Below are 13,751 nucleotides of genomic sequence, written 5' to 3'. Positions count from 1 at the left end.
GGTCTTGGCCAGGGCGCGACAGTTCGGACCGATCGCACCGCGATGGTCAAGCCTTGCCATTCAAGCTAGCGTCCCGTCGTGGGAACGACTCTGGACGCCTTCGACGACTCTGCCTTGGCGCGCCTGTTCGCCCGTGAGCGGCGCGATGGGGTGGCGTCGTGGTTCTCTCTGCCTGGCGGCGCGACGCTATATGCCCCGGGCGAGGAAGCCGACCAACTGTATTTCCTGCGCACCGGCCGCCTGGGCGCCTTTCGGCGCGAGGAAGGCCAGGAGCCTCAGTTCCTGGGGGTGATCCGCCCCGGCGAACCGGCCGGCGAAATGGCCCTGATCGGCGGCACCCCGCATTCGGCCAATCTTGTGGCGCTGCGGGACAGCGAGGTTCTGGCCCTGCCCCGCGCCGACTTCTTCGAGGCGGCAGAGAACGACCCGACGGTGATGCTGGAACTGTCGCGGCTGATGATCCGTCGCGCCCGCCAGGCCCAGACCCACGCGGCAATCGGCGATCCGTCGGTCTTCGGATTCATCGCCGTCGAGCCCGGTCAGGCGATCCGGCCCGTCGTCGAACGGCTGGCGCGCTGCATGGAAGCCCTCGGCTATTCCGTGACGGTCGAAGGCGCCGAGTCGCAGCTGGCGCCGACCGAGTGGTTCAGCAATGTCGAGCGCGAGCACGACTTCGTTCTCTATGTGGCCGAGGCCGACGAGACCCAGTGGAAGCATGTGGTGGGCCGCCAGGTCGACCGGCTGTTCCGCATTGGACACGGAGAACGCACGCCGCCCGACGCTATTCCGTCCTACGCCTCCGGCCCGTTGCAGGCCCAGCGGCTAGTCGACCTGATCCTGCTGCAATCGAGCAGCCTCAAGCAGCCCCAGGGCTCGGAGGCCTGGATGGAGGCCACCAAGGCGGCGCGGCTGTTCCATCTGCGCGAAAACGGGATGGCCGACGTGCAGCGTCTGGCTCGGATGTTGACCGGGCAGTCGGTTGGCCTGGTGCTGTCGGGCGGCGGCGCACGGGCCTATGCCCATATCGGCGCCATTGAAGCCCTGCGCGAGCGCGGCGTTCCCATCGACTTCGTCGGCGGCGCCTCGATGGGCGCGGTGATCGCGGCGGGCCTGGCCATGGGCTGGGACGACGGCGAGATGGAAACCCGCATTCGCCACGCCTTCGTCGACTCCAGCCCCCTCGACGACATCGCCTTCCCGATGATCGCCATGACCCGTGGCGACAAGGTCAAGGCGCGGCTTGAGGAGCACTTTGGCAATGTCCAGATCAGCGATCTGTGGCTGCCGTTCTTCTGCGTCTCCTCGAACCTGACATCGGGCTCCTATCACCTGCACCGGCGCGGGCGATTGCATGACGCCCTGCGCGCCTCGATTTCCCTGCCCGGCGTCTTGCCCCCGGTGTGCGAGAACGGCGCGGTGCTGGTCGATGGCGCAGTGATGAAGAACTTCCCGGCTGACGTCATGCGCTCGATGCAGTTGGGGCCCATTGTCGGGGTGGACGTCACGCGCGGCCGCAGCATTACCGACGAGGACGTGGTCGCGCCGGCGTCCCTGTGGAAGTGGATCTGGTCGGGCGAATGGCGCAAGGGACCGCCCATCGTGGCCCTGTTGATGCGCGCCGCGACCGTCTCGACAGGCCGCGACCTGGCCGCCAGCCGTGAAGCCTCCGACGTGCTGATCACGCCGAAACTGGACAAGATCGATATCCGGGACTGGCGGGCCTTTGCGCCGGCCGTCGCTGCCGGCAAGATCGCGGCCGGCATCGCCCTCGACGGGCTGGACAGGCCGGTCACCGACCTGCGCCGCCGCCCCAGCCTGGCCGAACGCGCCCGCACGGCGCTCAATCCCGTCGGGCGAGGATGAACAACCGGGTGAACGGAAACAGTGTCACGCCGTCCTCGCGGCGAGGATAGTCGCGCGCCAGCCGCGCCCGCCAGGCGTCAAGGAACGCCGCCTTCTCCTCAGCGTCGGTCAGGGCGTCCAGATAGGGCAAAAGCGTTGTCCCCATCGTCCAGTCGACAATCGGATCCTGGCCGTGCAGGGCGTGAAGATAGGTGGTCGTCCAGATATCGATCTCGGGACACAGCTGCGCCAGCCAGGCGTAGTAGTCGCGCGCATCGTGGGAGGGCCGCACACCCTCGACGCCGCCCAGTCGCGGGGCCCAGGGACCGGTCGCGGCGATCTCGCCCAGGGTCTTGCGCCAGGCTACATCGGTCACCAGCGGCATCTGGCAGGCCAGCACGCCGCGCGGCGCCAGGGCGTTCGCCAGGCGCGGAAACAGGACGGCATGGTCGTCGACCCATTGCAGGGCGGCGTTGGTGAACAGCAGATCGACCGGGTGATCGGGCGCGAAGCTGGCGATATCGCCCAGAACCCATTCCACCCGGGTGGAAAGCCCCCTCGCCCGCTCCAGCATCTGGGGACTTGAATCCAGGCCGTGCACGGTCGCAGCGGGGTGTCGCGCCGCCAGCAGCGCCGCCTGCTCGCCGGAGCCGCAGCCCAGGTCCCAGATCTGAATTGGATCAACGTCACGCGGTAGCGCCGTCAAAAGATCGAGCGCGGGTCGCTCCCGATAGCTCCGATACAGGGCGTAGATGTCGGGATTCCAGACAGGCATAGACGTGGCCTTCACTTCGGGTGCGACAATTGGCGCGCGCCGGAGACAGCGCAGCACTCGTTAACGTCTTTGTTAATGCGCGATTCACCGTATATCTAAGTCAGGTCTCCGCTAGAGAGACCTTTGGGAAGGACACCGATCCATGCCTCGGCCCGTCAAGCTCACGATGGTCGTTGATCGCCGCAAGGATGCGGCGGGGATGATGCCGCCCCATTCTCACAGGCTTTACTTGCCCCGCCCGATGATGATCGGCGCGACACTGCTGTTCTGGGCGGCGGTTGTTGTGGGCCTCAAGCTGCTGGCGTCCTGATTTCAGGCGGCAAGGCTGCGTCAAGCGGTCGCGAGAATAGCCACTTCCCTCTTCGCGAAATTCGCGCTCATACTCCCCTTGTGTTGTTCAACATCTGAAAGGAGGTGACCAGTGTCTCATTGTCTCCAACCGAGGTCGCGTATCGTGACCTGGAGCCTGAAGATCGAGGTATCCGCCTAGAGGCGTTGAATCGCTCCAAGGTTTCAGTCACGCCGCGCACTGCGGCCACGACGATGGAGGGCCGTTCCGGGCAATCGGAACGGCCCTTTTTCATGCCTTGAAGGTCAACCGCCGACCAGTTCGCGACCGATCAGGAAGCGGCGGATTTCATTGGTTCCGGCGCCGATGTCGTACAGCTTGGCGTCGCGCAGGAACCGCTCGACCGGCCACTCCCGGGTATAGCCCGCGCCGCCCAGGGCCTGGATCGCCTCAAGGCAGGTTTGCACGGCGTTCTCGGAGGCCAGCAGAATCGCGCCGGCGGCGTCAAAGCGCGTGGTCTTGCCGGCGTCGCAAGCCTTGGCCACGGCATAGACATAGGCCCGGGCCGAGTTCAGGGCGACATACATGTCAGCCACCTTGCCCTGCATCAGCTGGAACGAGCCGATGGCCTGGCCAAACTGCTTGCGCTCGCGGACATAGGGCAGAACCACGTCAAGACAGGCTTGCATCAGGCCCAGGGGCCCGGCGGCCAGCACCGCGCGCTCGTAGTCCAGGCCGCTCATCAGCACGCCCACGCCGCCGCCAACCGGGCCCATGACGTTCTCTTCGGGAACTTCGCAGTCCTCGAACACCAGCTCGGCGGTGTCGGAGCCGCGCATGCCCATCTTGTCGAGCTTCTTGCTGACGCTGAAGCCCTTCATGCCCTTCTCGATCAGGAAGGCGGTAATGCCGCGATCACTGGTCTTGGCATAGACCACCAGCGTGTCGGCATGCGGCGCGTTGGTGATCCAGAACTTCGTGCCGTTCAGCACATAGCGGTCGCCCTTCAGTTCGGCGCGGAGCTTCATCGAGACCACGTCAGAGCCCGAACCGGCCTCGCTCATGGCCAGAGAGCCGACATGCTCGCCGCTGATCAGTTTGGGCAGATAGCGGTTCTTCTGCTCGGTCGTGCCCCAGCGGCGGATCTGGTTCACGCACAGATTGGAGTGGGCGCCATAGGACAGGCCTACCGAGGCCGAGGCCCGGGAGATCTCCTCCATGGCGATGACGTGCTCGAGATAGCCCAGGCCCAGGCCGCCGAACTCTTCCTCGACGGTGATGCCGTGCAGGCCAAGGTCGCCCATCGGGACCCACAGTTCCCGGGGGAACTCGTTGGTTTCATCGATCCGGGCCGCGATCGGCGCGATCTTGTCGGCCGCGAAGCGGGCGGTGGTGTCTCGGATCGCGTCGGCCGTTTCGCCCAGCGCGAAGTCCATCGAGGGTGCGGAATTTGTCATCATGCGCACTCGCATAGCACAAACGCCCGCGGATCAACGAGACCCACAGGCGTTCATGCTCATCAGCTTTTCAGCCGGGATTTAGTCGTCGTCGCCCTCGTCCGGCCCGGCCAGCTTGCGCAGCAGCAGATAGGCCGAAACCACGAAGCAGATCGCGCCGATCATGCTGGCGCCATAGCCGAACATCTTGATCTGCGAGAAGCCCGGGCCCGAGGCGACGGTGAGGATCCACAGAACCCCGCCGCCGAACATCGCCAGGCCCAGCACGCCCAGGCTGACCAGCAGGCTGAGATTGCCAAAACGTGGCGCTTCCGGCTCGGCGAACGGCACATCCAGCGCGCTGAGGGCCACGTCTTCGCTGGTCGAGAAGCCGTCCAGATTGAACACCGAGGGCGAGGTCCGCGTAGCGGTCTCGAACAGGGTGGGCTCGACGACAGGCGCCGGCGTCGGCGGCGTGAAATCAACGACCGGAGCGATCGGTTGAGGCGCGACCGGGGCGACGGGCTCCGGGGTCAGGCGGAACGGCGCGCTGACGGTCTCTTCGAAATCCTCGTAGAGAACGGCGGCCAGCGGCGCGGCGGCCGGAACCGGCGGTTCGGGCAGCACCAGATCGTCGCGAACGACGGCGGGGGCCACAGGCGCCGCGACCGGCGCAGGCTTGTCGGCCAGGATCGCCTCAAGACGCGCGCCGACGGCGGCGGCGGCCTGTTCGCTGGCGGTCGGGCCTTCCTCGTCGGGAACGACGATCGCCAGAGGCGCGCCGTCCTCGCGTTCGACCACGGCGCGGTCGCCTTCAAAGCGGGCCATGACAGTGGCCGGCGTTTGCTTGGGCACAGCGCAGCTGGCGTCGTAGTCGACCTTGGGCCGCAGGATCGGGCTGGGCGCGGCGATCCACACACCATCGGCCGGAGTCAGGAACAGAGCCTTCTCGGCCGAGCGGCGACGGACCAGGGCGTCGATGACGATCCGCTCGCCCTCGAAGTCGGCCTTGCGCCACATCTCCATCGCGCAGGCGGCCTGCAGCAGCGAGCCCTCGTTGATCCGGCGAAGGACGCCGGAGCGGACGAAGTTGTCGAGCCCGATATTGAAGGCGAAGCAGACCAGCGCATCGAACTGGTTCTGGTTCAGCGGCGAATAGGTCTGTTCGTTGACCGCATGGGCCACCGAGATCAGATCGTAGAGGAGCAGGGCCTCGGCGTCTTTTTCCGAAACGGTCGCCCCACCGCGCGCGGTGAGGGTATGGCCGTAACCGATCGTCCAGCGCCCATCGGGGAGCTGAGCGGCTTTCATCCGGTAGCCTTCGAATCTCTTGATGAGATCGACGGCGGCGCGGGAGACCTGATGACGCGGTTTCATCGCGGAGAATGACCCAGTTTGAGACAGACGCAGTTGCGTTCGTCTCTCTCTCGGCAAGATAGGGGCCGGTTTGGGTGTTCCCGTGACGGGCGAACCAATTTTTTAGTGGAGCAGCAGGGCCGCGATCAGCAGGACCGCGAAAAATCCCGTGAAATCCGTGAGGAAGGTCACGAAGATCGACGACGACACCGCCGGGTCCCGTCCCATCCTCTCCAGGGCCAGGGGCGCCAGGATGCCGCCGACGGCGGCCGTGAAGATGTTGGTCACCAGGGCCAGACCCACGATGATCGCCAGCTTGCCGTGCTGATCCTCCGGGCCAAAGACCAGATAGGTGGCCCCGCCCATCACCAGGGCAAGACACAGGCCATTGACGAGACCCACGGAAACCTCGCGCAGCACGATCCGGCGGGCGTTGGCTGTGGTCAGCTCCTTGCTGGCCAGGGCGCGCACGGCCACGGCCAGACTCTGGGTGCCTGCATTGCCGCCCAGGGACGAGACGATGGGCATCAGGATGGCCAGGGCCACCAGCTGGGCGATCTCTTCCTGGAACACCGCAACGCCGCTGACGGCGATGCTGGCGGTGACCAGGTTCAGAAGCAGCCACGGCAGGCGCGCGCGGACGATGTCAATCACGGTCGCGTCGCGACCGGCGTCCGAGACGCCGGCCAGGGCGAGGATATCCGCCTCGGCCTCTTCGCGGATGACCTCGACGATATCGTCGACCGTGATCTGCCCCACCAGCCGGCCACCCGGGTCGACGACAGGCGCGCTGATCAGGTGATACTTGTCGAAGATGTAGGCGACCTCTTCTTGGTCCATCTCGACCTGGATTTCGGTCACCGCCTCCATCAGGTCGGCCAGCCGCGTCTCGCGGCGGCTGCGCAGCAACAGGCTGATCGGAATGGCGCCGACGGGCTTGTAGGTCGGATCCACCACATAGACGTCGAAGAACAGCTCGGGCAGCGAGTCGCCGGCCTCGCGCACGTGGTCGATGGTGTGACCGGCCGTCCAGAACTCGGGCGCCGCCAGGAACTCGCGCTGCATCAGGCGGCCGGCGGTCTCGTCCTCATAGGACAGGGTGGTCTCGATCGCAGCGCGATCGATCTCGCCCATGGCGGCCAGCACCTGGTAGCGCTTGGTGTCGTCCAGATCGTCGATGACGTCGGCGGCGTCGTCGGTGTCGAGTTCTTCCAGCGCGCGGGCCAGGGCTACCGAGGGCGTGGCCTCAAGGATCTCCTCGCGAAGATTCTCGTCCATCTCCGAGATGATCTCGCCCAGCGCCTCGGGATCGAGGAGCGGAATGACCTCTTCGCGATAGGCCGAGGACAGAAAGCCCATCAGGTCGGCGACGTCGGCGGGCTCCAGGGCCCCGACCAGCTCGCGCAGGCGCTCGGTATTGCCGCTGTCGGCGGCGTCGATCACCATCTCGACATATTCGGGATTGAGCGCGTAGTCGTCGCCGAGGGCGAGGTCTTCAAGATCCTCGGGAAGGGCGACCTGGGGGAACGGAGTCTTGTCCAGCGCGTCGTCGGTCAGTTCGGCGATGTCCCGGGTCATGGGGGCCTCCTGAGCTCAAAGGGCTTGGCGTCGCTGGCGTGTTCCGAAGGATGGCTGGCCAGCTTCCCTTGGGAAAGTCAGGCCTGAAAACGATTAGAGCGCGCCCAGCGAGTCGGAAACCGATTTCGCCAAGCACGCTCTAGTCAGTTTCACCTGGTGCGGTCGAGAAGACTCGAACTTCCACGCCCTTTCGGGCACAGCGACCTCAACGCTGCGCGTCTACCAATTCCGCCACGACCGCACGTGGTGAGGGGCGGCTGGTAGCAAACTGAATCTGGTTTGGAAAGGGCAGAGTTCGTTGAAAGCGAACTAACTGGCGAGCGTCAGACGCCACCGGCCATATAGTCATAGACATCAGCAGCGCGCGTCACCTGAATGGCGATGCGATCGTCGCTGATCTGGATCTCGCCGCGGGCGATGGGGTGGTTGTTGGCCAGGATCCAGACCTCGTCATTGGTCTTGGCGTCCAGCGGGATCACCGCGCCACGGCCCATGCGCAGCAGCTGCTGCATGGGTAGGATCGAGCGCCCCAAAAGAACGGAGATCTCGACATTGACGGCGTTGACCTGGCTCACGAACTAAGGCCCCTAAAATCGACTCTCGACCATTCTTGGTCGCGGCATCGAGATTGCAAGAATAGGGCCGTATGCTTGATCGCCCGTTAAGCCTTGAAAATAAAGGAAACCCGCTTCTGGGGCGCAGCGACGGCGCGCCCGTGGGCTGGGCGGTTTCGACCGATTATGTCCCCTACCCGGCAGCCGTTGCCGCCATGGAGGCGCGCGCCGCCGCCATCGCCGAGGGAACGGCGGGCGAGCTGGTCTGGCTGCTGGAGCATCCCCCGCTCTACACCGCCGGCATATCAGCCAAGGGCGCGGACCTGATCGAGCCCGACCGCTTCCCGGTGTTCGAGAGCGGGCGCGGCGGCCAGTACACCTATCACGGCCCCGGCCAGCGGGTGGCCTATGTGATGCTGGACATGACCAGGCGCGGCCGCGACGTGCGCGCCTTTGTCGAGGCGCTGGAGGCCTGGATCATCGACGCCCTGGCCGCCTTCAACGTGGTCGGCGAGATGCGCGAGGGCCGGGTCGGCGTCTGGGTCGAACGCAAGGGCGCGGGCTGGTCGCGCGAAGACAAGATCGCCGCCATCGGGGTCAAGCTGCGCAAGTGGGTCAGCTTTCACGGCATCAGCCTGAACGTGGAGCCAGACCTTGGCCACTTCTCGGGCATCGTGCCCTGCGGCCAGACCGAGCACGGGGTCACCAGCCTGGTCGATCTGGGCCTGCCGGTGACCATGGACGAGGCCGACGCGGCCCTGAAGGCCAGCTTCCAGCGGGTGTTTGGGCCAGTGAAGGACGCCGCTGCGCCGGTCTAGATCGAGACTGTGCTCTTCAGCGGGCTGGGTCCGTAGCGGTTGGCCCCCTGCTCGCTGCCCATGACGCCCAGTTCGACGATCGCCCACAGGATGGCGATCGAGAACACGAAGTCGAGGAAGTGCTCGGGCTGCGGCCAAACGGCCACAACGGCCACCAGGATCAGGGCGGCGAACCAGCCCGACCGGCCGCGGTCATGCAAGCGCTTGGACAGGATGCAGGCGCCCGAGAACAGCAGGGCCGGATAGACCAGCCAGCCGGTCAGCCAGTGCAGGGTGTAGCCCGCTATGGCCTCATAGATCACGGTGAAGCCGATCAGCACGGCGGCGGCGATCAGAAACGGCGTGCGTGACAGCCGCCCATTGGACGACAGAAACAGCTCCGCCCATTCAGTCTGACCGTTCATGTGCCCTGGCTCCAACACGACTCTCGCGCCGAACCTAAGGCGGCGCAGGTTTAAGTGAAAGTCGTCACGTCGCTAACTCAGGCGAAAACAGGTGCGTCGCTGCCAACGCCCTTGGGCGAAGGGCCATAGCGATTGGGTCCTTTAGTGCCGTCCAGGAAGCCGAGTTCAACAAAACCCCAAATCCAACCGATGATCGGGCACAGGATGAAGAACACCACCCAGCCGCCCCCCTTTTCCCGGTCATGCGCACGCTTGAGCATCAGCGCGACGCCGATCCAGATCGACGGGATGTAGAGCAACCAACTCACGATGTTGCCAGGAAGTCCGCCATCCGCCGGCGGCCCAAGGAGATGGCCTGCGGCGACGTCCACGAGCGCGATGACGACATTGGTGGCGATACTCAACAACCAATAGTCACGTCGCCGAATTCGGCCCGAAGCGCCAAACAGTTTTTGCTGCAAATTCATCGAACCCTCGAGAAGCACCCGCCCCTTCGAGTAACACGACCTTTACGCGAACTCTACCAGCACCTCATCCGCCGCGACAGGATCGCCGCCCTTGGCGTTGACGGCCTTGACCACGCCGTCGCGCTCGGCGCGGATGATGTTCTGCATCTTCATGGCCTCGAGCACACAGACCACCTCGCCCTCGCGGACCTGCTGGCCGGCCGTGACGTCCATCGAGACCACCAAGCCCGGCATCGGCGACAGCACCAGCTTGGACGTGTCGGCCGCCTGCTTCTCAGGCAGCATGTCGTGCAGCTGGGCCGAGCGCGGGGTCAGGACCAGAACCCGGGCCTTGGCGGCGCGGTGGCGGATGGTGAAGCCTTCGGCCGCCGGGGCAACCTGAACGGTGAAGGCTGACCCGCCCAGCACGCCGCGGAACACCGGCTTGCCCGGACGCCAGACGACGTCGCTCAGGATCAGAGAGCGGCCCTCGTCGAGCAGCTCGACGGTCAGGTCCTCGTCGCCCGACAGCTTCACGCGACGCTTGGCGTGGCCGACGGCCACCACCCACTCGTCGCGCACGGCGCCATTGAGGCCGGCGACATTGGTGCGCGCCCGGGCGGCATAGACCCGCTGCATGGCCGCGCCGACGGCGGTGAGGATGTCGATCTGGACCGGCGTCGGCTCGGTGCCGGCAAAGCCGTCGGGGAACTCGTCCTTGATGTAGTTGGTCGACAGCTGGCCGGAGCGAAACCGCTCCTGGTCCATCACCGCATTGAGGAACGGGATGTTCTGGCCCAGGCCCTCGATGTGGAAGTCCTCCAGCGCCCGGCCCATGCCGTCGACGGCGGCGATCCGCGTCGGGGCCCACGTGCACAGCTTGGAGATCATCGGGTCATAGAACATCGAGATCTCGTCGCCCTCGCGGACGCCGGCGTCGTTACGGACAACATAGCCTTCATGCTGGCCCTCTTCCGGCGGGTCATAGCGGACCAGACGACCGATGCTGGGCAGGAACTTGCGGTAGGGATCCTCGGCATAGATGCGGCTCTCGATGGCCCAGCCGTTGATCTTCAGATCCTTCTGTTCGAAGGCCAGTTTCTCGCCCCAGGCGCTGCGGATCATCTGCTCGACCAGGTCCAGGCCGGTGATCAGTTCGGTGACCGGGTGCTCGACCTGCAGGCGGGTGTTCATTTCCAGGAAGAAGAAGCTCTTGTCCTGGCCGGCCACGAACTCGACCGTGCCTGCGCTGTCGTAGTTGACGGCCTTGGACAGGGCCACGGCCTGGGCGCCCATGGCGTCGCGGGTGGCCTCGTCCAGCAGTGGGCTGGGAGCCTCCTCGATGACCTTCTGGTTGCGGCGCTGGATCGAGCATTCGCGCTCGAACAGGTGGACGACATTGCCGTGCTTGTCGCCCAGCACCTGAATCTCGATGTGGCGCGGGCTGACGATGAACTTCTCGATGAAGATGCGGTCGTCGCCAAAGCTGGCCTTGGCTTCGGCGCGGACAGCCGGGAAGCCTTCCTCGACGTCCTGGCGGGTCCAGGCCACGCGGATGCCCTTGCCGCCACCGCCGGCCGACGCCTTGATCATCACCGGATAGCCGATCTCTTCGGAGATCTTGATGGCATGGGCAGTGTCGTCGATCTCGCCGATATGGCCGGGCACGCAGGAGACGCCCGCCGCCTGGGCGAACTTCTTGCTCTCGATCTTGTCGCCCATGGCGCGGATGGCGCCGGGGTTGGGCCCGATGAACACGACGCCCTCGTCGGCGCAGCGCTGGGCGAAGCCGGCGTTCTCCGACAGGAAGCCAAAGCCGGGATGCACGGCCTGGGCGCCCGTCTGCTTGCAGGCGTCGATGATCTTGTCTGCGATCAGGTAGGACTGATTGGCCGGCGACGGGCCGATATGCACCGCCTCATCGGCCATCTCGACCGCCATGCTGCCAGCGTCGGCGTCGGAATAGACCACCACCGTCGCGATCCCCAGACGACGGCACGTCTTGATGACGCGAACGGCGATTTCGCCTCGATTGGCGATCAGGATCTTGCTGAACATGGTGTGGCCCCCGGCAAGCGTATTGTCTTGTTGGACACCGGTTATCAGGCCCTCGCCTGTTTGCAACCTTGCCCCTACGGCGCTAAAGCGGAGTCAGGGCATGACACCGGTTTCCAGAAACAGTGCTCGCAGAATTTGCTCAGGGGAGAAACGGCCATCATGAAGCCCACCGCACACCTCGCCGCGCTCGCGCTGGCCCTGGCCCTCGCCGCGCCCGTCATGGCCCAGACCGCCGCGCCGCCTGCCGCCGCGCCGGTCTATCCGCCCTATGGCCGGTCGGTGAGCCTGGCCGAGGCCAAGGTCGCCGTCGCCGCCGCCCAGGCCGAGGCCGTCAGGAACGGCTGGTTCATGGTCATCACCGTGGTCGAACCCAACGGCGCCCTGGTGCTCAGCGAAAAGATGGACGGCGCCCAGTACGGCTCCAACGACGTGGCGCGCCGCAAGGCCGAGACCTCGGCCAGCTTCCGCCGGCCGACCAGCTATTTCCAGGATGCGGTCAAGGGCGGGACGCTGAACGCCATCTTCACCGGCGCCCTGGCCATCGAAGGCGGCGAACTGCTGATCATCGACAACCGGATCGTCGGGGCCATCGGCGCTTCGGGCGGCTCGGGCGCGCAGGACGGCGTCGTAGCGCGCGCCGGCGCGGCCGCCCTGGCCAAGTAGGCGACTTCGGGCGGGCGGGATCGGCGACGGCACCGCCCGTCCAAGGGTCGTCAGTCCGGGGCGAACTCTCTGGCGAACATCGCCTCGTAGCCGGCTATCAGCGCTTCGGACTCCGGCGCAATTAGCCGGGCGACACCGGCCGCGAAACTGACCGGCGCAACGCCAGCGGCGCTGACAATCCTGCCTGACGTCACCGCCCTCGCCTGATCAACGTACTGGGCGCCGCCGCCATAACCTGGCGCCTGCGCCTCCAGCCAGTCCTTGCCGTTGGAGGTATGCTCGCGCCCGTCGAACAACCTCGCCCGGGCCGCGGCGACCGTGCCCGCACAGATCGCACCGATGATCTTGCCGTCGGCGATCGCCTGTCGCAGCAGGCTGAACACGGCCTCGTCTTGGAAGCTCGTCCAGGCGTCCGAACCGATCAGCAGGAAGACGTCCGCGTCAGACAGGACCGGATCATCGAACCTGTAGTCTGCTGCGGCCAGCAGCCCGCCTATCGAGGTCTGGGGCTCGCCATCCGGCGTAGCGATTTCGATCTGGACGCCCAGATGCTCACGCAGAAGCGCCAGGACAGGCCCGGCCTCCCAATCGGCCCAGCCCGGTTGCAGAAATGCGACGGCGACAGTCATCGGCCCTCCCCTAACGCAGCTTCACGGCGGTGCCGGCGGCGGTGACCATCAGCATGCCGCCGTCCGGGCCCAGCGACTCGTAGTCGAGATCCACGCCCACGACGGCGTCGGCGCCCAGGCGGCGGGCCTCTTCGCTCATTTCCTGCAGGGCGATGTCGCGGGCTTCACGCAGGGCCTTCTCATAGCCGCCGGCCCGACCGCCGATGATATTGGTGATGCCGGCGAAGATATCGCGGAAGATATGCGCGCCGATGATCGCCTCGCCCGACACCACACCCAGGGTGGCGACGGTCTCGCGCTCGGCGATCGAAGGGGTCGTGCAGGTCAGCATTGGCTCTTTCCGTCCTGATGGCGGCCCAAATGGCGGGCTTGTCTCTACCGGATTCGTTCCGGGCATCTTACATTGGGTGTCATGACAGACGCCGCCACCCGATCGACCGCCGGTTTTGACCTCACTGCGCCTAACGAGGCCGAACGCCATCACCTGGAGGCCGCGCTCACCACCGAGGAGGCGCGGGTCCTGCTGCAGCATGGCACCGAGGCCCCGTTCTGCGGCGGCCTGCTGGGCGAAAAGAGCCCGGGCGTCTATGGCTGCCGCCTCTGCGGCCTGCCTCTTTTCCGGCACCAGACCAAGTTCGAAAGCGGCACCGGCTGGCCCAGCTTCTACGCGCCGTTCGCCGAGGACCATGTTCGAGCGATCACCGACTCTTCGTATGGCATGACGCGCATCGAGACGCGCTGCGCCCGGTGCGACAGCCACCAGGGTCACGTTTTCCCGGACGGTCCGCAGCCGACGCGGCTGCGCTACTGCATCAATTCGGTGTCGCTGCAGTTCGTGAAGGCCGGCGATCCCCTGCCCGATCCCCTGCATCGCGGCGATCCGATCGTCGACTGAGACGATCG

General features: G+C 66.0%; 15 protein-coding genes, 1 tRNA gene and 1 pseudogene. 6 read left to right on the top strand and 11 right to left on the bottom strand.

The annotated features are described in order from the left end of the window. Positions 1–90 precede the first annotated feature (90 nt). The gene (locus tag ACW176_RS13645) at positions 91–1,863 is read left to right on the top strand and encodes a patatin-like phospholipase family protein (RefSeq protein WP_419321469.1); all 1,773 of its coding nucleotides are present in this window, start codon (positions 91–93) and stop codon (positions 1,861–1,863) included. Here ACW176_RS13645 and ACW176_RS13640 read toward each other — a convergent pair. Then, complete coding sequence (locus ACW176_RS13640; protein WP_492109501.1) at positions 1,841–2,617, bottom strand: methyltransferase domain-containing protein; 777 nt, start codon at positions 2,615–2,617, stop codon at positions 1,841–1,843. The two genes, ACW176_RS13645 and ACW176_RS13640, sit on opposite strands and share 23 nt — an antisense overlap. A gap of 142 nt (positions 2,618–2,759) precedes the next feature. Here ACW176_RS13640 and ACW176_RS13635 point away from each other — a divergent pair, with 142 nt between their 5' ends. Together ACW176_RS13635 and ACW176_RS13630 are read left to right on the top strand one after the other, a co-directional pair. Next, positions 2,760–2,927, top strand: coding sequence for a hypothetical protein (locus ACW176_RS13635; protein WP_419317339.1), 168 nt, complete (start codon positions 2,760–2,762; stop codon positions 2,925–2,927). Positions 2,928–3,021: 94 nt separating this feature from the next. Continuing rightward, positions 3,022–3,107 (top strand): annotated as a pseudogene (locus ACW176_RS13630) (hypothetical protein). 104 nt (positions 3,108–3,211) lie between these two features. Here ACW176_RS13630 and ACW176_RS13625 read toward each other — a convergent pair. The 5 genes from ACW176_RS13625 to ACW176_RS13605 all read right to left on the bottom strand — a co-directional run bounded on the left by ACW176_RS13625 (position 3,212) and on the right by ACW176_RS13605 (position 7,851). Beyond that, a complete protein-coding gene (locus ACW176_RS13625; RefSeq protein ID WP_419317340.1) occupies positions 3,212–4,366 on the bottom strand; it encodes an isovaleryl-CoA dehydrogenase in 1,155 nt (384 codons plus the stop codon). A 78-nt stretch (positions 4,367–4,444) separates the two neighbouring features. Next, entirely contained in the window at positions 4,445–5,719 is a 1,275-nt protein-coding gene (spmX, locus tag ACW176_RS13620) for a lysozyme-family localization factor SpmX (RefSeq protein WP_492109500.1), read from the bottom strand. Positions 5,720–5,821: 102 nt separating this feature from the next. Beyond that, a complete protein-coding gene (gene mgtE / locus ACW176_RS13615; protein ID WP_492109499.1) occupies positions 5,822–7,276 on the bottom strand; it encodes a magnesium transporter in 1,455 nt (484 codons plus the stop codon). Between the two features lie 154 nt (positions 7,277–7,430). Further along, positions 7,431–7,517 (bottom strand) — tRNA-Leu (locus ACW176_RS13610). A gap of 82 nt (positions 7,518–7,599) precedes the next feature. Beyond that, complete coding sequence (locus ACW176_RS13605; RefSeq protein WP_007670373.1) at positions 7,600–7,851, bottom strand: FliM/FliN family flagellar motor switch protein; 252 nt, start codon at positions 7,849–7,851, stop codon at positions 7,600–7,602. Between the two features lie 71 nt (positions 7,852–7,922). Here ACW176_RS13605 and lipB point away from each other — a divergent pair, with 71 nt between their 5' ends. Then, positions 7,923–8,648: a lipoyl(octanoyl) transferase LipB gene (gene lipB / locus ACW176_RS13600; RefSeq protein WP_492109498.1), complete on the top strand. Its 726-nt coding sequence runs from the start codon at positions 7,923–7,925 to the stop codon at positions 8,646–8,648. On the opposite strand, the gene ACW176_RS13595 is transcribed toward lipB, so the two are convergent. From ACW176_RS13595 to ACW176_RS13585, 3 genes are all read right to left on the bottom strand, one after another. Then, the gene (locus tag ACW176_RS13595) at positions 8,645–9,052 is read right to left on the bottom strand and encodes a DUF805 domain-containing protein (protein WP_419317345.1); all 408 of its coding nucleotides are present in this window, start codon (positions 9,050–9,052) and stop codon (positions 8,645–8,647) included. The genes lipB and ACW176_RS13595 overlap by 4 nt on opposite strands. Before the next feature lie 77 nt (positions 9,053–9,129). Then, positions 9,130–9,519: a DUF805 domain-containing protein gene (locus ACW176_RS13590; RefSeq protein WP_492109497.1), complete on the bottom strand. Its 390-nt coding sequence runs from the start codon at positions 9,517–9,519 to the stop codon at positions 9,130–9,132. 42 nt (positions 9,520–9,561) lie between these two features. Beyond that, a complete protein-coding gene (locus ACW176_RS13585; protein ID WP_492109496.1) occupies positions 9,562–11,556 on the bottom strand; it encodes an acetyl-CoA carboxylase biotin carboxylase subunit in 1,995 nt (664 codons plus the stop codon). Positions 11,557–11,715: 159 nt separating this feature from the next. Between ACW176_RS13585 and ACW176_RS13580 the strand changes: the two genes are divergently transcribed. Then, positions 11,716–12,219: a GlcG/HbpS family heme-binding protein gene (locus tag ACW176_RS13580; protein WP_492109495.1), complete on the top strand. Its 504-nt coding sequence runs from the start codon at positions 11,716–11,718 to the stop codon at positions 12,217–12,219. A gap of 50 nt (positions 12,220–12,269) precedes the next feature. On the opposite strand, the gene ACW176_RS13575 is transcribed toward ACW176_RS13580, so the two are convergent. Both ACW176_RS13575 and ACW176_RS13570 read right to left on the bottom strand, forming a co-directional pair. Further along, positions 12,270–12,848, bottom strand: a complete 579-nt coding sequence (locus tag ACW176_RS13575; RefSeq protein WP_492109494.1) for a DJ-1/PfpI family protein — start codon at positions 12,846–12,848, stop codon at positions 12,270–12,272. A 10-nt stretch (positions 12,849–12,858) separates the two neighbouring features. Beyond that, positions 12,859–13,179, bottom strand: coding sequence for a YbjQ family protein (locus ACW176_RS13570; RefSeq protein WP_419317350.1), 321 nt, complete (start codon positions 13,177–13,179; stop codon positions 12,859–12,861). Between the two features lie 81 nt (positions 13,180–13,260). On the opposite strand from ACW176_RS13570, the gene msrB reads away from it, so the two are divergent. Then, on the top strand, positions 13,261–13,743 hold the full coding sequence (gene msrB, locus ACW176_RS13565; RefSeq protein ID WP_492109493.1) for a peptide-methionine (R)-S-oxide reductase MsrB: 483 nt from the start codon (positions 13,261–13,263) through the stop codon (positions 13,741–13,743). Positions 13,744–13,751: the final 8 nt, after the last annotated feature.

The sequence above is a fragment of the Caulobacter sp. FV1ye13L genome (genome assembly GCF_058681155.1).
Note: the sequence above shows the minus strand (reverse complement) of the source record. Positions and strands in the feature narration are given on the sequence as shown.

What these genes read in the sequence shown, in the direction of transcription:
- ACW176_RS13640 (WP_492109501.1), bottom strand. Translation starts at nt 2,617, where the DNA reads ATGCCTGTCTGGAATCCCGACATCTACGCCCTGTATCGGAGCTATCGG.
- ACW176_RS13635 (WP_419317339.1), top strand. Translation starts at nt 2,760, where the DNA reads ATGCCTCGGCCCGTCAAGCTCACGATGGTCGTTGATCGCCGCAAGGAT.
- ACW176_RS13625 (WP_419317340.1), bottom strand. Translation starts at nt 4,366, where the DNA reads ATGATGACAAATTCCGCACCCTCGATGGACTTCGCGCTGGGCGAAACG.
- spmX (WP_492109500.1), bottom strand. Translation starts at nt 5,719, where the DNA reads ATGAAACCGCGTCATCAGGTCTCCCGCGCCGCCGTCGATCTCATCAAG.
- mgtE (WP_492109499.1), bottom strand. Translation starts at nt 7,276, where the DNA reads ATGACCCGGGACATCGCCGAACTGACCGACGACGCGCTGGACAAGACT.
- lipB (WP_492109498.1), top strand. Translation starts at nt 7,923, where the DNA reads ATGCTTGATCGCCCGTTAAGCCTTGAAAATAAAGGAAACCCGCTTCTG.
- ACW176_RS13595 (WP_419317345.1), bottom strand. Translation starts at nt 9,052, where the DNA reads ATGAACGGTCAGACTGAATGGGCGGAGCTGTTTCTGTCGTCCAATGGG.
- ACW176_RS13590 (WP_492109497.1), bottom strand. Translation starts at nt 9,519, where the DNA reads ATGAATTTGCAGCAAAAACTGTTTGGCGCTTCGGGCCGAATTCGGCGA.
- ACW176_RS13585 (WP_492109496.1), bottom strand. Translation starts at nt 11,556, where the DNA reads ATGTTCAGCAAGATCCTGATCGCCAATCGAGGCGAAATCGCCGTTCGC.
- ACW176_RS13580 (WP_492109495.1), top strand. Translation starts at nt 11,716, where the DNA reads ATGAAGCCCACCGCACACCTCGCCGCGCTCGCGCTGGCCCTGGCCCTC.
- ACW176_RS13575 (WP_492109494.1), bottom strand. Translation starts at nt 12,848, where the DNA reads ATGACTGTCGCCGTCGCATTTCTGCAACCGGGCTGGGCCGATTGGGAG.
- ACW176_RS13570 (WP_419317350.1), bottom strand. Translation starts at nt 13,179, where the DNA reads ATGCTGACCTGCACGACCCCTTCGATCGCCGAGCGCGAGACCGTCGCC.
- msrB (WP_492109493.1), top strand. Translation starts at nt 13,261, where the DNA reads ATGACAGACGCCGCCACCCGATCGACCGCCGGTTTTGACCTCACTGCG.